Origin of the sequence: Gluconobacter sp. Dm-73 (assembly GCF_018256215.1) — a bacterium.
GTDB classification, from domain to species: Bacteria; Pseudomonadota; Alphaproteobacteria; order Acetobacterales; family Acetobacteraceae; genus Gluconobacter; species Gluconobacter cadivus.
Genome location: NZ_JAERLW010000002.1, coordinates 195,521 through 220,343, shown reverse-complemented (window position 1 = coordinate 220,343; position 24,823 = coordinate 195,521). Strand labels below are relative to the sequence as shown.

At 58.7% G+C, this 24,823-nt stretch carries 19 protein-coding genes and 2 tRNA genes; 2 read left to right on the top strand and 19 right to left on the bottom strand.

The window, feature by feature from the left end:
* Position 1 precedes the first annotated feature (1 nt).
* A complete protein-coding gene (gene parC / locus JK176_RS02985) occupies positions 2-2,209 on the bottom strand; it encodes a DNA topoisomerase IV subunit A (RefSeq protein ID WP_211586328.1) in 2,208 nt (735 codons plus the stop codon).
* Here parC and JK176_RS02980 point away from each other — a divergent pair.
* Complete coding sequence (locus JK176_RS02980; RefSeq protein ID WP_211586327.1) at positions 2,186-2,662, top strand: hypothetical protein; 477 nt, start codon at positions 2,186-2,188, stop codon at positions 2,660-2,662. The genes parC and JK176_RS02980 overlap by 24 nt on opposite strands.
* On the opposite strand, the gene recO is transcribed toward JK176_RS02980, so the two are convergent.
* The 18 genes from recO to JK176_RS02890 all read right to left on the bottom strand — a co-directional run bounded on the left by recO (position 2,656) and on the right by JK176_RS02890 (position 24,129).
* Entirely contained in the window at positions 2,656-3,423 is a 768-nt protein-coding gene (recO, locus tag JK176_RS02975) for a DNA repair protein RecO (protein WP_211586326.1), read from the bottom strand. The two genes, JK176_RS02980 and recO, sit on opposite strands and share 7 nt — an antisense overlap.
* 128 nt (positions 3,424-3,551) lie before the next feature.
* Entirely contained in the window at positions 3,552-4,460 is a 909-nt protein-coding gene (tsf, locus tag JK176_RS02970) for a translation elongation factor Ts (protein WP_099286442.1), read from the bottom strand.
* Between the two features lie 101 nt (positions 4,461-4,561).
* The gene (gene rpsB, locus JK176_RS02965) at positions 4,562-5,359 is read right to left on the bottom strand and encodes a 30S ribosomal protein S2 (protein ID WP_194267751.1); all 798 of its coding nucleotides are present in this window, start codon (positions 5,357-5,359) and stop codon (positions 4,562-4,564) included.
* A 197-nt stretch (positions 5,360-5,556) separates the two neighbouring features.
* Positions 5,557-8,979 (bottom strand): DNA polymerase III subunit alpha, encoded by a 3,423-nt coding sequence (dnaE, locus tag JK176_RS02960; protein ID WP_211586325.1) that lies wholly within the window; start codon positions 8,977-8,979, stop codon positions 5,557-5,559.
* 69 nt (positions 8,980-9,048) lie between these two features.
* A complete protein-coding gene (locus JK176_RS02955; protein WP_211574498.1) occupies positions 9,049-9,744 on the bottom strand; it encodes an ABC transporter ATP-binding protein in 696 nt (231 codons plus the stop codon).
* Positions 9,737-10,987 (bottom strand): lipoprotein-releasing ABC transporter permease subunit, encoded by a 1,251-nt coding sequence (locus tag JK176_RS02950; RefSeq protein WP_211586324.1) that lies wholly within the window; start codon positions 10,985-10,987, stop codon positions 9,737-9,739. Before JK176_RS02950 ends, JK176_RS02955 begins: the two co-directional genes overlap by 8 nt.
* On the bottom strand, positions 10,987-12,303 hold the full coding sequence (proS, locus tag JK176_RS02945) for a proline--tRNA ligase (protein WP_211586322.1): 1,317 nt from the start codon (positions 12,301-12,303) through the stop codon (positions 10,987-10,989). The genes JK176_RS02950 and proS overlap by 1 nt, the downstream gene beginning before the upstream one ends.
* 12 nt (positions 12,304-12,315) lie before the next feature.
* Entirely contained in the window at positions 12,316-13,974 is a 1,659-nt protein-coding gene (locus JK176_RS02940) for a ribonuclease J (protein ID WP_062029683.1), read from the bottom strand.
* A 40-nt stretch (positions 13,975-14,014) separates the two neighbouring features.
* Positions 14,015-14,827, bottom strand: a complete 813-nt coding sequence (locus JK176_RS02935; RefSeq protein ID WP_194262085.1) for a type III pantothenate kinase — start codon at positions 14,825-14,827, stop codon at positions 14,015-14,017.
* Between the two features lie 16 nt (positions 14,828-14,843).
* Positions 14,844-15,575 carry a biotin--[acetyl-CoA-carboxylase] ligase gene (locus tag JK176_RS02930; RefSeq protein ID WP_211586320.1) on the bottom strand — a complete coding sequence of 244 codons (732 nt, stop codon included), beginning with the start codon at positions 15,573-15,575 and terminating at the stop codon, positions 14,844-14,846.
* Positions 15,576-15,594: 19 nt separating this feature from the next.
* Positions 15,595-15,669: transfer RNA gene (locus JK176_RS02925), tRNA-Val, on the bottom strand.
* A gap of 75 nt (positions 15,670-15,744) precedes the next feature.
* Positions 15,745-16,029: an HU family DNA-binding protein gene (locus JK176_RS02920; RefSeq protein WP_011251684.1), complete on the bottom strand. Its 285-nt coding sequence runs from the start codon at positions 16,027-16,029 to the stop codon at positions 15,745-15,747.
* A gap of 141 nt (positions 16,030-16,170) precedes the next feature.
* A complete protein-coding gene (gene lon / locus JK176_RS02915) occupies positions 16,171-18,723 on the bottom strand; it encodes an endopeptidase La (protein ID WP_211586319.1) in 2,553 nt (850 codons plus the stop codon).
* Positions 18,724-18,875: 152 nt separating this feature from the next.
* Entirely contained in the window at positions 18,876-20,141 is a 1,266-nt protein-coding gene (clpX, locus tag JK176_RS02910; protein ID WP_194267759.1) for an ATP-dependent Clp protease ATP-binding subunit ClpX, read from the bottom strand.
* A 192-nt stretch (positions 20,142-20,333) separates the two neighbouring features.
* Positions 20,334-20,981, bottom strand: coding sequence for an ATP-dependent Clp protease proteolytic subunit (locus tag JK176_RS02905; protein WP_062029672.1), 648 nt, complete (start codon positions 20,979-20,981; stop codon positions 20,334-20,336).
* A 134-nt stretch (positions 20,982-21,115) separates the two neighbouring features.
* Positions 21,116-22,447: a trigger factor gene (gene tig / locus JK176_RS02900; protein WP_211586318.1), complete on the bottom strand. Its 1,332-nt coding sequence runs from the start codon at positions 22,445-22,447 to the stop codon at positions 21,116-21,118.
* A gap of 59 nt (positions 22,448-22,506) precedes the next feature.
* Positions 22,507-22,591 (bottom strand) — tRNA-Leu (locus JK176_RS02895).
* A gap of 68 nt (positions 22,592-22,659) precedes the next feature.
* Positions 22,660-24,129, bottom strand: coding sequence for an NAD(P)H-hydrate dehydratase (locus tag JK176_RS02890; RefSeq protein ID WP_211586317.1), 1,470 nt, complete (start codon positions 24,127-24,129; stop codon positions 22,660-22,662).
* Between the two features lie 182 nt (positions 24,130-24,311).
* Here JK176_RS02890 and JK176_RS02885 point away from each other — a divergent pair, with 182 nt between their 5' ends.
* Complete coding sequence (locus JK176_RS02885; protein WP_194262091.1) at positions 24,312-24,764, top strand: hypothetical protein; 453 nt, start codon at positions 24,312-24,314, stop codon at positions 24,762-24,764.
* Positions 24,765-24,823 lie beyond the last annotated feature (59 nt).

Genomic DNA, 24,823 nt, shown 5'->3' with positions numbered 1-24,823 from the left:
CTTAGCCCTTACGCAGCATCCATTGTGGTGCCGCGCGGCCCACGGCTCCCCGACGACCTTCCAGTGGCGTCAGATCGGCCGTCGCACGAACACGCTGCCCTTCCTGCCACAACAGCCCCTCGGACAGGGTCAAGGTCCGCATGTCACGCAATGTGCTGTCGCCCAGTTTCTGGAATGCGACACCGGCGCCACGGGTCATTTCTGGCACCTGTTCCAGCGGGAAAATCAGTGCCCGCTTGTTCTGCCCCAGCGTCAGGACATGCGTACCGCTTACCGGAATACAGGCAAACACCTCATCCCCCTCCTTGACGTTGAAAACCTGCTTACCCGTCCGCTTTTCCGCCACGAGCCCGTCTTCGGACACGATCATCCCACGCCCCGATGCGGAGGCGATCAGGCGACGTCCCTCGTCCAAAACTGGGAACAGGGTCACAACCCGATCTTCCTGCGGCACCTCCACGACGGTCCGGAACGGCTGGCCGAACCCGCGCCCGCGCGGCAGGTCAGCCGCCTTGATGGTGTAGGCCTTGCCACTGCTGGAGATCAGGCACAGCCGGTCCGTGCTCTGACATTCCACCGACAGCCAGCCTTCATCGCCTTCCTTGAAGCGATGTCCCTGCGGATCAAGCCCATGGCCCTTCATCGCCCGGATCCACCCTTCGCGAGACAGCAAAACCGTGAGCGGTTCACGGTCGATTTCCAATGCTGCGGAAATATCAATGGGTTCCGGTGCCGCAGCAATCAGCGTCCGCCGGTCCCCAAGCGGGCCGGAGCCGAACTTCTTGATCGTGCCATCCAGATCCTTACAGATCCGCGTCCAGCGACGACGCTCCGAACCCAGCAGCGTTTCAAGCGCCTTCTGCTCGTCAGCAAGCTTGTCCCGCTCGCGCCGAATTTCCATTTCCTCAAGCCGCCGCAAAGAGCGCAGCCGCATGTTCAGCACGGCTTCAGCCTGAATATCCGTCAGGCTGAACGTGTCCATCAGGCTGGCCTTGGGCTCGTCTTCCTCGCGGATGATGCGGATCACTTCATCAAGGTTCAGATAGACTGCAAGGAAACCATCAAGAATTTCCAGCCGCCGCAGAACCGCCGCCAGACGATGATTCGACCGCCGCACCAGTACTTCGTGAACATGGTCCAGCCAAGCCCGCAAAACCTCTTTCAATGACAGCACGCCCGGAACGCGATCACCGCCCAGAACATTCATGTTCAGACTGAAACGGTTCTCAAGCGCCGTATTGCGGAACAGCGTCTCCATCAGGACTTCAGGCTCGACACCCTTGGTCTTTGGCTCCAGCACAAGGCGGATATCGGTCGTGCTCTCGTCCCGCACATCGCCCAGAAGCGGCAGTTTGCGCTGCTCCATCAGGTCCGCGATCTGCTCGATCAGGCGCGATTTCTGCACCTGATAGGGGATCTCGGTGACGATAATCATCCAAGTGCCGAAACGACCTTGTTCCACTTCCCAGCGCGCGCGCGTTCTGAAACTGCCGCGTCCTGTTTCATAAGAGCGAATAATGGAGTCGCGCTCTTCCACCAGAATGCCGCCCGTGGGGAAGTCCGGCCCCGGGATCAGTTCCACCAGTTCGGCGATCGTCACATCCGGATTTTCGATCAGGAGTTTGGCGGCTCGGCAGATTTCGGCGGCATTATGCGGCGGAATGCTCGTCGCCATACCCACGGCAATGCCTGCCGCGCCATTGGCCAGCAGGTTCGGGAACATTCCCGGAAGTACGATCGGTTCATGATCTTCATTATCGTACGTCGCACGGAAATCGACTGCATCGTCCTGAATACCGTCCAAAAGCGCCTGCGCAACTTCCGTCAGGCGGCTTTCGGTATATCGCATGGCTGCCGCGCCATCGCCGTCGATGGAACCGAAATTACCCTGCCCCTCGACCAGCGGGTATCGGACCGCGAAATCCTGCGCCAAACGCACCAGCGCCTCGTAAACGGACGCATCGCCATGCGGATGGAACTTACCAATCACATCACCGACGACACGTGCACACTTTTTAAACCCTGATGTGGGATCAAGGCGTAACTGCTGCATCGCATAAAGGAGGCGGCGGTGGACCGGCTTCAGGCCATCACGCACGTCCGGAAGGGAACGCGACATGATTGTCGACATCGCATACGCAATATATCGCTCGCTCAGAGCCTCAGCGAGCTTGGTATCCTCGATATGACCAGCCAGATCCGTTCCCATAGCGCTCCCCTTTTTCGAGCAGGACTTAGACACTGGCGTGCCCTTCTGTCCAGCGTCCTCCTTGTCGGCACGGCCGCCTGTTCACCATACCGTCCGATCCAGAAAGCCGAGATGTCTCTCGCGCTAGCAGGCTTTACAGCACACCCGGCCGACACAACGGCACGCTGGGCCATGATGAACCTCCTGCCCCCCGACACGCTGGCCTATCGCATGCAGAACGGACAGCCTGTCCTGCTCTATGCTGACCCCATCGCGTGTGGCTGCGTCTATATGGGCGACAAGAATGCCTACGCCGCCTACAGAGCCAGCCATCCGGTCGATCTTGCGCAGGAACAGCGCATGACCGCCGAAATCAATCAGCATCCCGGCTGGGACTGGTCCGTCTGGGCGAGTACGGCCGACGTGGATGTCGTCAGCGGCCTGCGTCCCGGTCCCAGTCACGTTTTCTACTGAACGGAGTCCACTGCATTGTCCGGGGGAGCGACCTGAAGCCGTTGGACATAATCAACCAGCCGCTCCCGCGCTGCCGGCAAAGGCTGGTGCCGCACACCAAACACCCAGCGCGACAGGAAATGTCCTGTCAGCGCAAGGCCGTTTTTCCAATCTTCAGGCGTCCCGTCATCTGCTTCATTCATCATCAACGCGGGCAACGGCAACAGACGGTCCCGCCACTCTCCCGCGCCGTTCTGACTCACAGCATGACCTGAACGGGGAGACACATACACCAGATCGTCGCGCAAACCCGTTACAGCGCAATCCGACAGATCAAGCCCATAGCCGAGCCCGGCGAGAAGCTGGCTTTCCCAGCGCAGATAGGCGCCCATCGGGGCCGGATCGGGAGCCACACTGATCAGCGTCAAAAGCCGCACCAGCCGCATAAACAGTTCCGGATGCGCCTCACCCTGCGGCAGTGCTCCGTCCACCAGAGCGCACGCACTGCTCACCATCTCAAGCTGGAGCGGCGCATCCAGAATACGCCCCGCTACGCACTGAACAGGCTCGGCTGTCAGTGTGCCGAGCTGATCCGCCAGCCGTGCCCTCCAGCGCGCCATAACCAGATTGCCAGTCTGCCACAGGGAGGCCTGCCGACGTGACGCCCCGCCCCGCACCATTCCGTGCGAAACGCCGTGTTCCTCGCTGAACAGATGGACCAGCGCACTGCCTTCGCCATAAGGCCGAACCGACAGAACCAGAGCTGCCGCTTCCCATTCCATCCCTAATCCCTCCGCACTGGCCAAAAACAAAAAGGCCCCCGCACGCCAGAGCGCACGGGAGCCTTTTTACAGACTTTCACGTCCGATCTGAACCAGACAGACCCGGCTCAGGGCAGAAACGGAAAATCTTACTTGGTGCCAGCGGCAGCAGCGACTTCAGCAGCGAAGTCGCTCTCTTCCTTCTCGATGCCTTCACCGAGCTGGAAGCGCTCGAAACCAGCCAGCTTTGCGCCAGCCTTCTCGACAACCTTGGACACGCGGCTTTCGCCATCCAGAACCCACACCTGCTCCAGAAGAACGACTTCTTCATAGAACTTGCGGATACGACCTTCGACCATCTTCTCAATGATGGCTTCCGGCTTGCCGGACTCACGAGCCTGCTCGATCAGAACAGCACGCTCGCGCTCCAGGGACTCCGGATCGACGCTGGCAACATCCAGTGCAGCCGGACGGGTTGCTGCAACATGCATGCCAATCTGGCGACCCAGTGTCAGCAGCGCGTCGGACTCGGACGGAGCCTCAAGAGCCGCGAGAACGCCGATCTTGCCGATGCCCGGACGCAGGGCGCTGTGAACGTAGCTGGCAACAACGCCGGACTCGACCGACAGGACCTTAGCGCGACGGATGGCCATGTTCTCGCCAATCGTGGCGATCAGGTGCGTCAGTTCGTCAGCAACCGTACGGCCAGACGGAACCTTGGCAGCCTTGATGGTGTCCAGATCGTCACCGACTTCGAGAGCAACATGAGCAACCTGCTCGACGAATGCCTGGAACGCTTCGTTACGGCCCACGAAGTCCGTCTCGGCGTTGACTTCGACCATAGCGGCGCGGTTCTTGCCGGACACAACGCCGACCAGACCTTCAGCCGTCGTACGGCCGGACTTCTTCGCAGCCTGGGACAGACCCTTCGTGCGCAGCCAGTCGATGGCGGCGTCCATGTCGCCTGCAGCTTCCGTCAGGGCCTTCTTGCAATCCATCATGCCTGCGCCAGTGGCTTCGCGCAGTTCGCGAACCAGGGCTGCTGTGATTTCTGCCATTTATCTCATCCCTCAAAAAAGATCATGCGGCCGGACGAACTCGCCCGGCCGCATGCCATGTTTCAGTTGCCGTTTTCCATGACCGGACCCCGGCAGTCTGTTCAGCCTGCGGAAGCGGGAGCTTCTGCGCCTTCAGCAGCGGCAGCTTCAAGAACAGCCGTCTCAGCCGGCAGTTCTTCGGCAGCACCGATGTCCTGACCCGAAGCAGCCAGTTCGGCGGAAATACCGTCGAGAACCGCACCGGAAACCAGATCGCAATACAGGGTGATGGCGCGGATGGCGTCATCGTTGCCCGGGATCGGATAGGTCACGCCAGCAGGGTTGGAGTTGCTGTCCAGAACGCCGATGACCGGAATGCCAAGCTTCGTGGCTTCTTCGATCGCCAGCTTTTCCTTGTTCGTGTCGATCACGAACAGCAGGTCGGGCAGGCCACCCATTTCCTTGATGCCGCCGAGGGAACGCTCGAGCTTCTCGCGGTCACGCGTGATGTCGAGAACTTCCTTCTTCGTCAGGCCAGCCGTGCCACCGGACAGCATTTCGTCGATCTGGCGCAGACGCTTGATGGAGCCCGTGATGGTCTTCCAGTTGGTCAGCATGCCGCCGAGCCAACGATGGTTGACGTAGTACTGGCCGCAACGCTGTGCAGCTTCAGCAACATGGTCAGCCGCAGCGCGCTTGGTGCCAACGAACAGAACGCGGCCACCATTGGCAACGGTGTCACGGACAACCTTCAGGGCGCGGTCCAGCATCGGAACCGTCTGCTGCAGGTCGATGATGTGAACCTGGTTGCGCACACCGAACAGGTACGGCGCCATGGCCGGGTTCCAGCGACGGGTGTGGTGACCGAAATGAACGCCGGCTTCGAGCAGCTGGCGCATGGTGAAATCAGGCATTGCCATGATTCAGAATTCCTTGCGTCTGGTTGAACCTCCGCATGGCAACGTCCCCTTATAAGGACACCAGAAAACCCGAGAGCCATGCGTGCGGATTGCTCCCGTCAGGACAGATCCCGACAAAGAACGGTCGCGATATGGCGGAAAATCCCTACGGACGCAAGGTCTGTCCGCAGGATTTCACACAATATCCACACGCAGGATCAGACCTGCTGCGCCTTTTCCACGCCACGGATCGTTCGCAGCCGCTCCGCCAGACGGGGGGTCACGCGATACAGTCCCGGAATGGAGATTTCCACGTCCTGCGTTTCCTCAACGGACGGCAGGAGCTTCACCCGACCAAAACCGCCCTGAACTTCTTCCAGAAGCGCCGTAAGTTCGGACAAAGCACTTTCCTGCTTTAGCCAGACCCGAATTTCCGACCGCTCTGCCGCCGCCGCGGCCTCAAGATCAATGACGCTCTGGGCCGTAATTCGCAGGGCATCCCCATCAATCTTGAGTTCGGCGTTCACCAGAATGGCCTGTCCGGCCACCAGCAGATCCCGGCAGGAAATCAGCGTTTCTGAGAAGAGCGTGACCTCGCATCCTCCGCCGCTATCGGACAGATTGACCCAGGCCATTTTCTTGCCAGTCCGGGTCGGACGCTCTTTACGATCGACGACGCAACCTGCGATCTTGACGCGCGTAGTGCCTGTTTTTGCAGCATTTTCCAGAGCATTAGATGGGGTGACTCCAAGCCTGCGCAACACGCTGCGATAGGCATCGAGCGGATGAGCACTCATGTGAAAGCCGATAGCCGATGCTTCGAGCGAAAGACGCTCGAAATCCGGCCATGGACGCCCTTCGTTCAGGCGCAGGATTTCACGTTCCTGCCCAGCGCCGCCAAACAGACCCGTCTGGCCTACTTTTTCTTCCTGCGCACGCGCCTGAGCCCGCCGCAGGAGAATGTCAGCACTGGCAAAAACAATATGTCTCTCTTTGAGAAGACTGTCGAAAGCCCCTGCTTTTGCAAGACTTTCGATCTGGATTTTGTTCAGGCTCTTCGGATCACAGCGTTCCGAGAAATCCGTCAGATCCTGAAACGGACGCTCCCCGCGCGAGGCAACAACGCTTTCCATTGCCACGGCTCCCACACGCTTGATCGCGGAAAGCGCATAGCGAATACCCTGCTGCCCATCCTCCATCATCTCGATGGAAAAATCTGCCATAGATTTATTGATATCAACGGGTAACACGGGAATCTTCATCCGGCGCGCTTCCTGACACAGTGCCGCCAGCTTGTCCGTTTTTTCCCGCGCCAAAGACATGCAGCCGGCAAGAAACGCAACAGGATGGTTCGCTTTCATCCAGGCCGTCTGATAGGACACCAGCGCATAGGCAGCCGCATGCGACTTGTTGAAGCCGTAATCGGCAAAACGAGCCATAAGATCAAAGACTTCGACTGCCTTATCCTGCGGAATACCGCGAGCTGTGGCACCTTCAGTGAAAATCGCGCGCTGTTTTTCCATTTCAGAGGCAATCTTCTTGCCCATCGCGCGCCGCAGCAGGTCAGCGCCGCCCAGACTGTAGCCAGCCATCTTCTGTGCGATCTGCATGACCTGTTCCTGATAGACCATGATGCCATAGGTCTCTTCAAGAATGTCCCGGATTTCCTCGTGCGGAGGCTCCCAGTGCTCGCCGTGTTTGCGTCGGCAGTAATCCGGAATATTGGCCATTGGTCCCGGACGGTACAGCGACACGCCCGCAATCAGATCTTCGAGCCTGCTGGCCGCCATCTGCTTAAGCATATCCCGCATGCCGGCGCCTTCAAACTGGAACACACCGGCGGTATCGCCTTTGGCCAGCATCTCGAAGGTTTTGGCATCATCCAGCGGAATCCGTGAGAGATCGACTGTAATGCCCTGTTCCTTAAGGAAATCCAGACCACGCTTGAGGATCGTAAGCGTGGTCAGGCCGAGGAAGTCGAACTTCACCAGACCGGCCTGCTCGACATACTTCATATTGTACTGCGTCACGAGCATGTCGCTCTTCGGGTCGCGATACAGGGGGACAAGTTCCACCAGTTCCCGATCACCAATCACCACACCCGCGGCATGGGTGGAGGCGTGACGGTACAGCCCTTCGAGCTGCAACGCGATTTCCATCAGGCGTTTGAGCGACTCATCACTGTCGCGCATTTCCTGAAGCCGTGGTTCTCCGTCAATCGCGTCCGAAAGCGATACAGGCTTGGCGGGGTTGTTCGGGATTAGTTCGGCAACCCGGTTGACCATGCCATAAGGCAGTCCCAACACACGGCCCACGTCCCGCACCGCTGCCTTGGCTTGGAGTTTTCCGAAGGTAATGATCTGCGCCACACGGCTTCCGCCGTATTCCTCGCGCACATAACGGATCACCTCATCGCGACGGTCCTGACAGAAGTCGATATCGAAATCCGGCATGGACACACGCTCGGGGTTTAGAAACCTCTCAAACAGCAATCCAAACGGAATGGGATCAATATCCGTAATCGTCAGCGCATAGGCCACAAGCGACCCTGCGCCTGACCCACGCCCCGGGCCGACCGGAATGTCGTGCGCTTTCGCCCACTGAATAAAGTCGGCAACGATCAGGAAGTAACCGGGGAAACCCATTCCCGCGATAATATCGAGTTCAACCTGCAGACGTTCGGAGTAAAGCTTACGTTTTTCTTCATCTGCACTCACTGCTTCCAGACGTTTTTCCAGCCCTTCCCAAGCCATGGCGCGCAGGGTCTCTTCTTCCGTCGAGCCTTCCCGAACCTTCGGGCAGATTGGCAGAAGCGGCTTGCGCGTACAGGCTGCCACGGCGCATTTTTGCGCAATAATCAGCGTGTTGTCGCAGGCCTCTGGCAGATCATGAAAAACAGCCCGCATTTCCGCCGGGGTCTTGAACCACGCCTGCGGAGACACATGCCAGCGATCGTCTTCTGCAATGGTCCGTCCCTGCGCGATGCACAGCAGCGCATCATGGGCCTCGTGCATTTCAGGCTTGGGGAAGAAGCACTCATTGGTCGCCACCAGCGGAATGTTCATCTCATCCGCCATCGGGATCAGAACACTCTCGACCTCCTGCTCCCCAGGCTCTCCAAGCCGGTTTAGCTCGACTGCGATATTTCCCCGGAAAGCCTCTTCCAACCGTGTCAGAAGTGCTTTTGCCTCAGACTTCTGCTCTTCAAGAAACAGTCTGTTGACCGGTCCGCGATTGCCGCCAGTCAGCAGAAACAGTCCTGCCGCGTGCTGGCAAAGAAATTCGACCGCTATGGAGGGATCGGCAGGATCTCCGTTCAGGAATCCTTCGGAAGACAGGATCTGAAGATTGGCGAGACCTTCTTCGTTCCGCGCCAGAATAACGAGAGGCTCTGAAACAGCCCCTGGCTTGGTCGAGCGGGGTGGAAGCGAAATCTGGCAGCCCACGATCGGCTGCACACCGTTGCTTCGACAATAGAGCGAGAACTCAAGCGCTCCGAAGAGATTGCCACTATCCGTAAGGGCAACGGCAGGCATAGCATGTTTAGCGGCCAGACTCACGAGCTCCGGAATCCGGATCGCACCTTGGCTCAAGGAATAGGCAGAGTGATTTCTGAGATGAACAAAATCGGCATGAGACATGCCGCAAGTCTATCAGGGACGGACATCGGATGCAGGGGTTTTTGAGACCTGTCGCTCCAATTCAGCGCCCTACAGCGAAACCAGTTTCCCATCCCGCAATGTCACGGTCCGATCCATCCGTGAGGCCAGTTCGTCGTTATGCGTGGCAATCAACGCCGCTGCGCCCTCTTCTCGTACAACGCGTAGAAGCTCTCCGAACACATGATCCGCCGTGCCGATATCCAGATTACCGGTCGGTTCGTCTGCCAGAAGCAGTTTAGGCTGATTGGCCAGCGCACGCGCAATCGCAGTCCGCTGTTGCTCCCCACCAGACAGACGACCGGGCAGCGACTCAAGGCGATGAGAGAGCCCAAAGCGCCCCAGAAGATCCTTGGCGCGTGCGCGAGCCTGCTTCGGAGAAACGCCAGCAATGAGCTGCGGCAGCATGACGTTTTCGCAGGCCGTGAACTCACCCAGAAGATGATGAAACTGATACACAAACCCAATCTGATCCCGCCGGATCGCCGTACGTAATGTATCGCTCAATCCGCTTGCCGGGCGATCGGCCACGAAAACTGTCCCTTCAGACGGCGCTTCCAGCAGACCTGCAAGGTGCAGAAGTGTAGATTTTCCAGTGCCGCTCGGTGCAACGAGAGCCACGATTTCGCCAGCCCGAAGCTCGAATTCGGCACCGCTCAGGATTTCAAGCGTCTCTTCGCCCGACCGGAAACGGCGTTTCAGTCCTTCAAGACGCAGGGCACTCGCCCCGACTGAACGGTCATTCATGACGCAGGGCCTCAATCGGATCGGTTCTGGCCGCGCGCCAGGATGGATAAAGCGTCGCCAGAAGTGAGAGCGCCAGAGACATTCCGATCACTTCCCACACCTGAGACCACACCAGTTTCGCTGGCAGACGCTCTAGAAAATAGACTTCCGGGTTGAACAGATTGGTTCCCGTCAGAGACTGAAGCCACTGTCTAATCCGCTCAATGTTCAGCGCAAAAGCAATCCCCAGCGCGGACCCAGCTACGGTTCCGACAATTCCGACAGATGCGCCGCACATAAGGAAAATCCGCATGATCGCGCCTCTGCTCGCACCAAGCGTCCGCAGCACCGCGATATCGCGCGTCTTATCCTTGACCATCATGATCAACGACGAAATCACATTGAACGCCGCTACAAGAATGATAAGCGTCAGGATCAGGAACATGACGTTCTGCTCGACCGTGACCGCATCCAGAAAACCATTGGCGCTCTGCGTCCAGTCCAGCACCCTCAAACGCGGATCTTCCAGACGCTCGACAATCGCCTTGCGCGTCGGCTGAACGTTGGACGGATCATCCGTCGAAACCTGAATGAGGGAAACCGCCGAAGACCCCAGCATCAGGAATTTCTGTGCGGCAGGAAGCGGCATCAGGACGATGCTGGAATTGTAATCGTTCCAGTTGGCGTCGAAAATGACGGCCACATGATAGGTTTTCACCCGTGGCATCGTTCCGAACGGCGTTGCCTGCCCGTCTGGCGAGAGCAGCGTGATCGGAGAGCCGATTGTCAGCCCGGCCCGGTCGGCCATCGTCGTTCCGATCGCAACCGCGTCATCGCCCATGAAATTGTTCAGACTTCCCGCGATGATCCCGCTACTCAGCGCCGTCCAGTCCCGGAGCGACTGCTGAGACACACCCTGCATTTCCGCTCCGGACGAAAAACGTCCCGCCTCCACCAGCACGGTTCCCTGCGCCATGGGAATGACGGATTTTACACCCGGAACCTGCCGGATGGCGGCCACGTCGTTTTCATAAACTTCGATAGGACGTCCGTAGCCATACACGGTCAGATCACCGTGCAGACCGAGGATGCGTCCCATCAGATCGGCCTTGAAGCCGTTCATCACCGACATGACGATGATGAGAGTCGCCACTCCGAGCGCAATCCCGATCAGGGAGAAAATGGCGATGATCGAAGCGAAACGCTCGCCACGGCGGGCACGGAGATACCGTCCCGCCACCATGCGCTCGAAGCGGCCGAACATCAGGCGGCCCCGATTTTGGCCAGAGCATCCTCAACGGACAGTTCAAACCGCTCGCCCGTGACGCGCTGCTTGAGCTCGACCTTGCCTTCCTTGGCGCCGCGCGGTCCGACGATGATCTGCCAGGGATGTCCCATCAGATCCGCATCGTTGAATTTCACACCCGCACGGTCCGAGCGGTCATCATACAACAGGTTTTCAGGATCGGTGCCGTAAATGCTCTCACAAATCGCATCGCAGGCCTCATCACCCTGACGCAGATTCAGGATTGCAGCACGATATGGCGCGACCGATGCGGGCCAGATGATACCGGCCTCGTCATGCGATGCCTCAATAATCGCACCGACCAGACGCGACACACCAATGCCGTAGGACCCCATCTGCGGATGGAACGACGCCCCGTCAGAGCCGATCACTTCAATACCCATCGATTCCGTGTACTTCGTACCGAAATAGAAGATGTGACCGACTTCGATCCCGCGGCCTTCGCGCTTGCGCTCCTCCGGGATTTTAGCCCATTCGGCCTCGTCGTGCTTCTCATCCGTGGCCGCATAATGATCGGTCACGGTTGAGAAGAATGTGGCGAGACTTTCGTGATCGTCACAATCGACCGGACGACCCAGCCAGTCCTGTTCCTCAAGAGCCGCGTCAAAGAAAACCCCGCTTTCACCCGTCGGGGCAAGAACGAGGAATTCGTGGCTCAGATCGCCACCGATCGGCCCCGTATCGGCGACCATCGGAACAGCCCGAACACCCAGACGCTGGAAGATACGCAGATAAGACAGCATCATCCGGCGGTAGCTGGCGACGGCATCCTCGTATGTCGCATCGAAGGAATAGGCATCCTTCATGAGGAACTCACGCCCGCGCATCACGCCGAAACGGGGACGCACCTCGTCACGGAACTTCCACTGGATGTGATAAAGCGCCTTGGGTAGATCCTTGTAGGATTTCACGGACGCTCCGAAGATATCCGTGATCATTTCCTCGTTCGTCGGCCCGTACAGCAGATCACGGCCATGACGATCCTGAATCCGGAGCATTTCCGGACCATAAGCGTCATAACGCCCAGAGCGGCGCCACAGATCGGCGGACTGGAGCGTCGGCATCAGGACTTCCTGTGCGCCAATCGCGTCCTGCTCTTCGCGGACGATCTGCTCGATATTGCGCAGAACCCGCAGGCCTGCCGGCAGCCAGGCATAGATGCCCGAAGAGGTCTGGCGCACAAGGCCAGCCCGCAGCATCAGGCGATGAGACGCGATCTGCGCCTCGGCCGGAATTTCCTTCAGCGTTGGCTGAAAGGCTTTCGTCAAACGCATGTGTTACTTCTCTCAGACGCGCAGCAGATGAACATCGACAAGCGGACGCTTCTGAAGCTTGCGCCCCAGAGCACGACGCAGGGCCGTTTTGGCCGCATCCCGGAAGGCTGCATCGTCCTGACGCAGTTCATCGGGGATCTGATCGATAGAGTCGGCAAACTCTTCCTGAATCCGGATGCTTTCGGGATCGTCGGATTCCAGCAGGCCCGGCGCACTGATCTTGGGCTCACCAATGACATAACCTTCGTCATCGACGGCAAAACTCGCCAGCACGATGCCGTTGAACAGCATCTTGCGACGCGCAGCCAGAACACCACCCGTCATGGGCAGCAGACGACCCCCGTCCAAGGCCAGACGGCCCGTCGGCGCCGTATCAACAACCTTCACCTCACCCGGGGACAGATTCAGGATATCGCCGTCTTCCAGCAGGATCGGCTCGGAACCCATTTCATGCGCCAGCGCGGCATGAGCCGTCAGGTGACGCCATTCGCCGTGGGTCGGAATGCTGTATTTCGGACGGACAATCCGATAGAGCGTGCGAATGTCTTCGCTGGTGGCATGGCCGGACGTGTGGACCTTGGCGTCCTTGTCCGTCAGGACCGTCACGCCACGGCGCGACAGATTGTCCTGCACGGCCATAACGGCCTGCTCGTTGCCCGGGATCATCCGCGAACTGTAGATCACCGTATCACCCTCACCGAGGGCAATGTTCGGATGCGTGTCAGACGCAATTCGGGACAAGGCCGAGCGCGGCTCGCCCTGACTGCCCGTGATGATCATCAACAGGCTGTCATCATCCACATCCCGCGCGTCCTGCTCGGTCAGGAACGGCGGCAGGTCCTGAAAATAGCCGCATTCACGTGCGGCCGTCTCAAGGTTACGCAGCGAGCGTCCGACGATCATGACCACACGCCCCGACGCCTGAGCCGCCTTGGCGATGCTCTCGACGCGCGCCACGTTACTGGCAAAGCACGTCACGGCAATGCGGCCTTCCAGCCCCATGATCAGATCCGTCAGGCCCTTGCGCACATCCGCTTCAGACTCGGACTTGCCCGGCTTGAGCACATTGGTACTGTCGCCGACCATGGCCAGAACGCCTTCGTCGCCCAGCTTGCCGAACGTCTCAAGGTCCGTCACCGGCCCGACCAGCGGGTTCTCGTCCAGCTTCCAGTCACCCGTATGCACGATCAGGCCATGCGGCGTCCGCAGTGCCACGGCCTGAGCCTCGGCGACGGAATGCGTGACGGACACAAACTGAAGATCGAACGGTCCAACTTCAAAACGCGAAGCCGGACGAATGACATGGATCTTCACCTGATTGTTCAGATGCGCTTCCTGCAATTTGCGCCGCAGCACAGCCGCCGCAAACGGCGTTGCATAAACCGGGCAGCGCAGATACGGCCACAGATGCGCCACGGCACCCAGATGGTCTTCATGCGCGTGCGTAATTACCAGACCGCACAGGTCCCGCGCGCGATCCGCGATGAAGGTCGGGTCCGGCATCAGCACTTCAGCTTCGGGTGTGTCGTTGCCCGAAAATCCGATGCCGCAATCGATGGCAAGCCAGGTGTCGCGACCATTCTTTGTCAGGCAGTAGAGATTGAAATTCATGCCGATCTCGCCCGTCCCGCCCAAGGGCAGGAAAGACAGACCGTCCGGTTTTTCCGTCATGATGGTTCCTTGCAGATACGATATAAAATTAAAACGTGAGTCATTGCCCAACGCCCTGCGGGCGCTCAGGGGAATAAGAAAGCGGCGGACCCGTATTGCGGTCCGCCAGAAGGCGCAGGCCATCCAGCGTCAGATCGGGCGCCAGCACATCAAAAAGCGGCGTTCCCTCAGAGAACAGTGGAGCCAGACCGCCTGTTGCGATCACTGTTGGCTTTGCGTCCATTTCGTCGGAAATACGACGGATCAGTCCCTCGACGAGGCCGACATAGCCCCAGAACAGACCGGAGCGCATCGCAACACTCGTATTGCGGCCAATCGCCGTGGAAGGACGGCCAATGCTCATACGGGGCAATCGTGCGGCGGCCCGGTGCAGCGCGTCGATCGACAGGTTCACACCCGGAGCAATCGCCCCCCCACAAAACTGACCCGCCGTGTTGACCACATCGAATGTCGTCGCGGTTCCGAAATCAACAACGATCAGGGGTGTGCCATAAAACTCACGCCCTGCCAGACCATTCAGACGCCGGTCCGCACCCAGTTCGTTCGGATTGTCCACAAGAACATCAATGCCCCAGTCCAGCCTTGCATTGGCGACAAGAGGCACGACATCCAGCCATTCACGACAGAAACGGCGCAGTTCATACAGCGCGACAGGAACCACGGTCCCGATAATGGCGCGACTGATTTTTGTCGCATCCAGACCGCGCCGGTCAAAAAGCGTCAGAAGCCAGGCCGCATATTCATCCGCCGTCCGTGCTTCGTTCGTCGAGATTCGCCATTGCCCGAGCCACGACTCTCCGTCGTGTACAGCGAACACGATGTTGGTGTTTCCAGCATCAATGACGAGAAGCACGTTGTGGTCCGGTCCTTCAGTCCAGCAGGATATCGCCGGTTACAACCGGAATGGTTTCACCGTTGGGAAGGGTGAGCAGCAGGCGTCCCTGCGCGTCGAGCCCTGAAAACGAACCTGTAATATAGGTTTCACAACCCTGAACCGCAAGCCGCGACCCAACGGGGTGTGCGCGGGCCAGCCAGGCAGCCCGGATCGGTGCAAAGCCCTGCACCGCCAGAATGTTGGTCCAACGCTCGATCTGCGCGACCAGAATTTCGCCAAATGCCTTTGCGGATGGCGCAGCCGTTTTTTCGGAAAGCGCCGCAAGACGACGTCCGGGGATCTCGGGAGCCTGCGTCAGATTGGCGCCGATTCCCACGACAACCCACGGCCTGCCCTGTGGTCCGCCCGTCTCGATCAGGACACCAGCCATCTTCCGGCCATCCAACAGCAGATCATTGGGCCACTTCACCATGAGAGGCGTCGGCCCCACAGCGGCAGGACAGAAATGCGCGGCCGTCTCGTAAAGAGCCACTGCAGTGAGGAATGGAAGAGCTTCTATGAACGGCGCAGGCTCAGCAGGCCGGAACAGGAGAGAGATCGCAAGGTTTCCCCCTGGATCAGTCCAAGTTCGTCCGCGCGTACCACGGCCTGATGTCTGGGAAAAGGCTTGAATAGCCAGATGTTCGGGCTCGCCAGCCTCAGCTCTGATTTTGCACAGATCGGAAGTGGAGCCGAGCGTTTCATAGTATTCGAAACGCCAGTTCATGGCTGCATTGTATTCATAATGGTGGGCGATGACGGGATTGAACCGCCGACCCTCTCGGTGTAAACGAGACGCTCTACCGCTGAGCTAATCGCCCTCAGAATGTTTGTGAGGTCTATATACACGGTTCCGGATGGCGGTAAAGCCACCCGAAACCGTTTTGTGAGCTTTCTCAGCTCACGGCGTCCTTCAGACCCTTGCCCGGCTTGAAGCGGACAGAGGTGGATGCCGGAATGTCGATCTCTTCGCCCGTACGCGGGTTACGGCCCTTGGCGGCCTTACGCGTTGCGGTCACGAAGCTGCCGAAGCCGACGAGACGGACTTCCTGCTTCTTGGCAAGCGTCGCTTCGATCGTGCTGAACACCGCATCGACAACTTCGCTGGCCTTTGCCTTCGGAAGATCGGCAGCGTCTGCAACGGCGGCGATCAGTTCCTGCTTGTTGAGGGGCTTCTCCATGATGTGCCTTTCTGGTGTTAGAGCGCCTGAGCCGGGCTCAAATGAGTCCCTTCTGGCTCAGGCGCCTTGTTCGATCTGCGGCCGCACTATGAAGCGGATTTTTCCGGCGTCAACTGCCAGAATCGCAGAAGATCGTCCGTGTTAGTGGGGAAGTGCCTGTGGAGCCGCTTTATCCACCGTTATTTCACTGATGGGATCAACATTTTCATCCCATTCAATGGCTTCCGGCATACGAGTCAGCGCAATCTTGAGCACTTCGTCCACATGGCTCACGGGAATGATCTTGAGTGCGTGACGGACATTGTCCGGCACCTCCGCCAGATCCTTCTCGTTATCCTTGGGGATCAGAACCGTCTTGATTCCTGCCCGCAGGGCCGCCAGAAGCTTCTCCTTGAGCCCCCCGATCTCCAGAACCCGGCCCCTGAGGGTGATCTCACCCGTCATGGCCACATCCCTGCGGATGGGGATCTGCGTCATGATGCTCACCAGAGACGTCGCAAGCGCAATACCAGCGGACGGACCGTCCTTGGGCGTTGCCCCTTCTGGAAGATGGATATGGATATCCCTCTTCTCGAACAGGGGCGGCCGGATTCCGAATTCCTGAGCCCGCGAACGGACATAGGAGAGCGCAGCAGAAATACTTTCCTGCATAACTTCGCCAAGCTTGCCGGTCTGCTTGACGTTCCCCTTGCCGGGAACCATCACGCTTTCGATCGTCAGGATCTCGCCGCCAACCTGCGTCCAGGCCAGACCTGTCACGACGCCAACCATATCCTCCGTCTCGGTCTCACCATGACGGAAACGACGGACGCCCGCATATTTCTCGAGGTTTTTTGGCGTGATCTCGACATGCTTGACGCCGGTCGTGATGATTTCCTTGACCGTCTTGCGCGCCAGTTTTGCAAGTTCGCGCTCAAGATTTCGCACACCGGCTTCCCGGGTATAGGCCCGGATCAGTTCGCGGATCGTATCGTCCGTGACGGTCCACTCATCCGGCTTGAGATTATGTGCCTCAGCCTGCTTGCCCAGAAGATGACGGCGGGCAATCTGCACTTTCTCATCTTCTGTATAGCCAGAGAGGTTAATGATCTCCATGCGATCCAGCAGCGGCTGGGGCATGTTCAGACTGTTGGCCGTCGTGACGAACATCACGTCCGACAGATCATAATCCACTTCAAGATAATGATCGGCAAACGTGGCGTTCTGTTCCGGATCCAGCACCTCAAGCAGCGCCGAAGACGGATCACCGCGCCAGTCAGCACCCAGCTTGTCGATTTCGTCGAGAAGAAACAGCGGATTAGACGTCCGTGCCTTCTTCATGCCCTGAATGATCTTGCCCGGCATGGAGCCGATATAGGTCCGCCGGTGACCACGGATTTCGGATTCGTCCCGAACGCCACCCAGTGACATACGGATGTAGTTCCGGCCGGTTGCTTTGGCGATGGAACGCGCCAGAGAGGTCTTGCCCACACCCGGAGGTCCGACAAGGCACAGGATCGGTCCTTTGAGCTTCTGCGAACGCGTCTGCACAGCCAGATATTCGAGAATACGTTCCTTGACCTTTTCCAGACCGTAATGCTCGGCTTCGAGCACGTCTTCGGCATGCTGGAACTCGCGTGTGATCTTCGAGCGCTTCTTCCAGGGAATACCCAGCAGCCAGTCCAGATAGTTGCGGACCACCGTGCTTTCGGCCGACATCGGGCTCATGCCACGCAGCTTCTTCAGCTCGGCATGCGCCTTTTCCTTGGCTTCACGGCTCAGGCGGGTCTTGTTGATCTTCTCTTCAAGCTCGGAATTTTCGTCCTTGCCGTCCTCACCCTCGCCGAGTTCCTTCTGGATCGCCTTAAGCTGCTCGTTCAGATAATATTCGCGCTGGGTTTTTTCCATCTGCCGCTTCACGCGGTTGCGGATGCGCTTCTCGACCTGAAGAACGCCAATTTCCGTTTCGATATGCGCGAACACCTGCTCCAGACGCCGTGCGGGAGACGCCGTTTCCAGAATGTCCTGCTTCTCGGAAATCTTGAGGTTCAGGTGGCTCGCAATCGTGTCGGCCAGCTTCGAAATACCCTCGATCTGGTTGATCGAGACCATGACTTCCGGCGGAATTTTCTTGTTGAGCTTGATATACTGTTCGAACTGCGAAACCGTTGAACGACTCAGCGCTTCAATTTCGCTTCCCGGAGCCGCATCGACGGCTTCTTCAGGAATTTCCTCGATTTCCGCTTCGAAATGTCCGTCCACATCGAAAAGACGCGTGATATGCACACGACGCGTCCCCTCGACCAGAACCTTCACGGTCCCATCCGGCAGCTTCAGAAGCTGCAGAATGGTCGAGACCGTACCATAACGGTAGATGTCATCAACCGAAGGATCGTCCAGAGAGACGTCTTTCTGCGCCACAAGCAGGATCTGCTTGCTTTCACGCGTCACGGTTTCCAGCGCCTTGACCGATTTTTCACGCCCGACAAACAGCGGCACGATCATGTGGGGGAAGACCACGATATTGCGCAATGGCAGAACGGCCATCACATCGTGACGCACAGGCTCCTCAACGGGTTCCACAACAGTGGGTGCAGCAGCCTTGCGAGGCTTACGAACGACCTTTTTGGGCGACGTTACGGGTGTTTCGGCAACAACCACGTCATCCGTTTTTTTTGTCCGGCGACGGGTCTTCGGCTTGGTATCGTCAGTCATTCACTTGATCTCCAGAGGGACGATCTTGCGATACCAACCTGCTTTGCAGCGTCGGTATCGCATCTCTTTCATGCCTGTGAGGCATAAATTGGGACAACCTCAGTCAGTTATGTCGAAACCCGAAGGCTCCGGCACAAGAGCCGAAACCATTTTTACGCAGACTGTTCGGCGGGCTCGGACTTACCTTTCCCATAAACATACACGGGCTGAGCCTTGCTTTCAGCCACTTCGCGGTTGATGACGACTTCCTCCACCCCTTCAAGGCCGGGAAGATCGAACATCGTGCCAAGCAGGATGTTTTCCAGAATCGAGCGTAGTCCACGCGCACCGGTTTTACGCTCAATGGCACGCTTGGCGATGGCTGCCAGTGCGTCATCCGTGAAGGTCAGCTTGACGCCTTCCATTTCGAACAGACGACCGTACTGCTTCACCAGAGCGTTCTTAGGCTTGCTCAGGATCTGGATCAGCGCGGCTTCATCCAGATCATTCAGCGCAGCAATGACCGGCAGACGGCCGATAAATTCGGGAATAAGGCCGAATTTCAGCAGATCTTCCGGCTCAACACTCTGAAGGATGGCTCCCAGACGCCTCTCGTCCTCGGAACGCACATCCGCGCCGAACCCGATCCCCGAACCCTTGCCGCGGGCCGAGATGATCTTGTCCAGACCGGAGAACGCTCCACCGCAGATGAAGAGCATATTGGTCGTGTCGACCTGCAGGAACTCCTGCTGCGGATGCTTGCGACCACCCTGCGGCGGCACGGAAGCGACTGTGCCTTCCATGAGCTTCAGAAGCGCCTGCTGCACGCCCTCGCCCGACACGTCACGCGTGATGGAAGGATTGTCGGACTTGCGGGAAATCTTGTCGATTTCGTCGATATAGACGATGCCACGCTGCGCCCTGTCCACATTGTAATCGGCGGACTGGAGCAGTTTGAGAATGATGTTTTCCACGTCTTCACCGACATAACCGGCTTCGGTCAGGGTCGTGGCGTCGGCCATCGTGAAAGGAACGTCGAGAATACGGGCCAGAGTCTGGGCGAGCAGGGTCTTGCCCGAACCCGTCGGACCAATCAGCAGGATATTCGACTTGGCAATCTCGACATCGGTGCTCTTCGCGGCGTGGGCGAGGCGCTTGTAGTGGTTGTGAACAGCCACAGAGAGCGCGCGCTTGGCCTCGAACTGTCCGATCACATAATCGTCAAGAACCTTGCAGATTTCCTTGGGCGTCGGAACGCCGTCACGCGACTTCACAAGATGGGTCTTGTGCTCTTCACGGATGATATCCATGCACAGCTCGACACATTCATCGCAGATGAAGACCGTGGGACCCGCGATCAGCTTACGGACTTCGTGCTGGGATTTCCCACAGAACGAGCAATACAGGGTGTTCTTGGAATCGCCGGATTTGTTGCTCACTGCTGCTTCCTTTCCCTTACGCACGACATGGCCGCATTCACGCAGCAGACATGCGAAAGAACTTTAACTTTAGGCCGAGGTCAAAGCCTTCGGCAACCCCGGAGCCTGAAAGCCCCAAGACACGAAAAGCGGCACATCGAAATGCCGCTTTTCAGTTCCAAGAGGAGAACTGCTCCCCGTACTGGAAACACCTTAACTCGGGTCTGCTGTCGTCTCATGCGGATTACGCTCGACGACCTTGTCGATCAGGCCGAATTCGCGGGCTTCATGCGCCGAAAGATAGCTGTCACGTTCGAGCTTCTGCTCGATCTGCTCCAGTGTCTGACCGGTATGCTCGCGATAAATCTCATTCAGCCGCTGACGGATGATGAGAATTTCGCGGGCCTGGATCTCGATGTCCGAAGCCTGTCCCTGCGCACCGCCAGACGGCTGGTGGACCATCACGCGCGCATTCGGAAGGGCGTAACGATGTCCCTTCTCGCCACCTGCGAGCAGCAGCGACCCCATGGATGCGGCCTGGCCGATGCAGACCGTGCTAACCGGGCAGCGGATGTACTGCATGGTGTCATAGATTGCGAGACCGGCGGAAACGACGCCGCCCGGGCTGTTGATATAAAACGAGATTTCCTTGGTAGGATTGACGCTCTCAAGATAGAGAAGCTGCGCGCAGATCAGGGAGGAGACCTGATCGTAAACGGGTCCGGTCAGGAAAATGATGCGCTCCTGAAGGAGACGCGAAAAGATGTCGAAAGCGCGCTCTCCGCGGGCAGTCTGCTCGACCACCATCGGCACCAGAGAGTTGCTCAACACCTCGAGGGGATCACGATCCCGAATGGCCATGCTGTCTGTTCCTCAATGCCCGATGGGCTTTCTTCTACTCCCTAACATGGACCCGACATGGCGTTCCGTCAAAGGGAGCAGGCAGGAAAAAACGGGCACCCCGAAGAGTGCCCGCTGGTTCCCACGCCGAAAGATCAGAGTTCGGCGGGCGGGATTTCTGCCAGTTCTTCCGGCGTCACGTCCTTGTCGGTGACGTCGGCCAGCTCGATCAGGTAATCGACGACCTTGTTTTCCAGAATCGGGCCACGGAGCCCTTCAACGGCCTGCGGGTTCTTGGAGAAGAACTCGAAAACCATCTGTTCCTGACCCGGATAACGCTGGGCTTCCTGCTGCATCGCACCCAGAAGCTCTTCACGGGAAACCTGGATTTCCTGCTTGCGGCCGATTTCAGCCAGCAGCAGGCCCAGCTTTACGCGACGCTCTGCAATACGACGGTAGTCGGCCTTGAGGGTCTCTTCGTCCTTGCCAGCATCTTCTTCGTCCAGACGACCGGCCTTGCGGTCTTCCTCGACGCGGGCCCAGATCTGGTTGAACTCGGCGTCAACCATGCTGGACGGCGCTTCGAAGTCGGTCTTCTCGGACAGGGCGTCCAGAAGATCGCGCTTGATGCGCAGACGCGAAAGCTGCTGGTATTCACCTTCAGCCTGTTCCGTGATGATCTTGCGGATCTGTTCGAGGTTCTCGAAACCGATCGTCTTGGCAAGCTCGTCGTCGATGGCCGGATCAACGGCCTTTTTCAGGGACTTCGCCTTGATGTCGAAGGTCACCGCCTTGCCGGCCAGCTCTTCGGCCTGATAGTCAGCAGGGAACGTCACGTTGATGACGCGCTCTTCGCCAGCCTTCATGCCTTCCATCTGCTCGGCGAAGCCGGGGATGAAGCCTTCGCCACCGATTTCGACATTCACGTCGTCAGCCGTACCGCCGTCGAACGGCGTGCCGTCCAGCTTGCCCACGAAGTCAACGCAGACGACATCGCCCTGAGCAGCTGCGCGGTCTTCTTCGATCGTCTCGAACTTGCGGCTGCGACGGGCAACGTCGTTCAGGGCCTTCTCAACGGTCTCTTCGCTGACCTTGGCGCCAAGGCGCGTCAGCTTCAGGCCGGACAGGTCGGGAACTTCGATTTCCGGGAGAACTTCGGTCTCAACCTTGAATTCGAGATCCTTGCTGTCTTCGATGGCGGAAACCACTTCGACCTTCGGCTGCATCGCCGGACGGACGTTCTGCTCTGCGAACAGCTTGGTCGTGGCGTCGTTGATGACTTCTTCCAGCAGTTCCGCATTCACGGAATCGCTGTAACGCTGCTTGACGAGGGAAGCCGGCACCTTGCCCGGACGGAAACCGGGCAGCTTGATCGTCTTGGCGACTTCAGCGAGTCGCGCATCGCGACGAGCCTGCAGGTCAGCAGACGGGACAACGACGGTGAAGGCGCGCTTAAGTCCTTCGTTGAGCGTGGGCGTAACCTGCATGAGCCAGGCGATCCTCTCGGTCGGTAGGTTGGTCAAATCTCTTTCTCGGGAAGCCGGGTTGGTGCGGGCGGAGGGACTTGAACCCCCACGACTTGCGCCACCAGAACCTAAATCTGGCGTGTCTACCAATTTCACCACGCCCGCAGCGCTCGGCTTCCTGGCTCGTGTTACCGAACCTCGGAAGCGCGGCCTTTAGCGCATGAAACGCGACTTCACAACAGGGAGCCGACCGCCTTTTTGCGTCCGGCCTCCTGCGTAAGGCGTGTGGCGGTGGCACGGGCCGCACCAAGAGGCAGGTCCAGATCTTCTGCCACAGGCCAGCCGCCATGAGCTTTTCCGGCCTCGATCCCGGCTTCTCCATGCAGCCAGACACCCGCACAACAGCCTTCCCAGACGTCCATTCCAGCCGCGAGCAATGCAGCGATCACACCCGTCAGCGTATCTCCCGACCCTGCGGTCGCAAGGGCGGAAGACGCATGATTATTGATGGCAATCCGTCCGTCAGGGGCCGCGATAATGGTATCCGGCCCTTTCATGACAACGACGGCATTGAGGCGTTTTGCCGCAGCACGCGCCGCGTCGAGGCGACTTCCTTCGACAGGCCCGAACAGTTTGCGAAACTCCCCGATATGAGGTGTGACGGCTGCAACCCCTTCCAGACGGGACAGATCCTTCGCTCCCCAAGCCAGCGCCCCGGCATCGGCAATTACCGTACGACCGGCCTCCAGAAGCTGCGGCAAGGTTGCTGCCGCTTCATTTTCGGTCAGGCCGGGTCCGCAGATCCACACTTTGCGCCGAACGTCTTCCAGCAGTTCGGCAAGCGGCTCGGCGTCCACAACCAGACCGGGGTCACCGAGTCGGTAGGCTGGTGCGCCCTCGCCCGCCGAAATCCGGACCAGCCCCGCACCGCTTCGTCGAGCCGCTGCCGCTGCAAGACGGGTCGCGCCCGGCATCTGGCCCCCACCACACAGACTGACGACCCCGCGACGATATTTGTAATCGCCCTCACCCGAAACCGGCAGGCTCCACAGGCCAGGATCGTTATGCTGCACGGTCGGTTCAATTCCGTCCCAGGCAAGCTCAGGCATCCCGATATCGGCGCAGATCACCTCACCACACAGACCAGCGCCCGGTTGCAGGACGTGACCGGGACGCGGGCGTACAAAGGTCACGGTGAGGAGGCAGTCGCGCGCCTGCCCCAGAATTTCACCCGACGCACCCGAAACGCCGCTGGGCACATCAACCGCCACGACCTGACGGGCGGCGGCCAGTACGGAAGCGATCTCGTCCGAAACCGGTCGTTTCAGTCCGGAACCGAAGACCGCATCCACCACCAGATCCGCCCGCTCCATTTCTTCAACCGAAAATGGAACCGTAAGGCCCGTCCATCGCGCAGCCATTTCCGCCGCCGGGGTTCCTGCCTTGGGGCTGGAGAGCACAGCCACACGGACCGGCCAGCCCTGACGCGCAAGATGACGCGCAACGACATAACCATCGCCGCCATTATTGCCTGGCCCGCAGGCGACGGTGACACGACAGGGCGAAAAACGGCTCTGGATCACGCGGGCAACAGCCCATCCGGCATTTTCCATCAGAAGCGTGACGGACAGCATGGTGGCCGCCGCCCGATCCATCCGGTCACTTTCGTCTGGAAGAAGCAGTGCAAAAGGATGTCGGGACATATCGGGGCAATCTCCTGCCGAACTCGGAACGCAAAGACCGAACCACATTTTGCGCCGCGCGGTTTACGATGACACTTTTGCAATCACTCTGGCGCAAAGAGGGCTGCGTCGGGTATTCAAGGCAAACGTATTTCGGGAATGATCTTTCCCTCTCTTTCAATTTTCAACCCTGACGAGAATCAATGACAGGATCGATTATCTGGAGCCTCGTGCTCGCAATTCATGTGCTGTGCATGACTTACTGGGTTGGCGGGTCGATCTATTCGACACTGGTTGTCCGTTCCACGGTCGGACTGCTTGATCCTGGCCCGCGCAATTCAGTTCTGCTTCAGGGCTATACGCGCTTTTTTCGCGGATTATATCAGGTGGTGCCGTTTTCGCTGCTGAGCGGCTGGGGGCTGGTTTTTCATGAAGGTGGATTTGGCGCTGTGGCCTGGCCCGTCAATGCCATGCAGCTTCTGGGACTGGTCATGGCGGTGGTATTCATCCTGACCGTTCAGGGGCCATTCCGTCGGGCACGCCGGGCCATGCGTCCCCAGCAGGCCCTGTTCGACACGCTGCGCAGTCGCACCGCGATCATGGCGGGATTGGGTGTTCTGACCATCCTTGTCGCAGCAATGGCACGCGGCATCTGAAATCGTATGCGATACGGTGCTTTTAGGGCCGTATCGCTTGCCATTTCTGCCGTTTATCG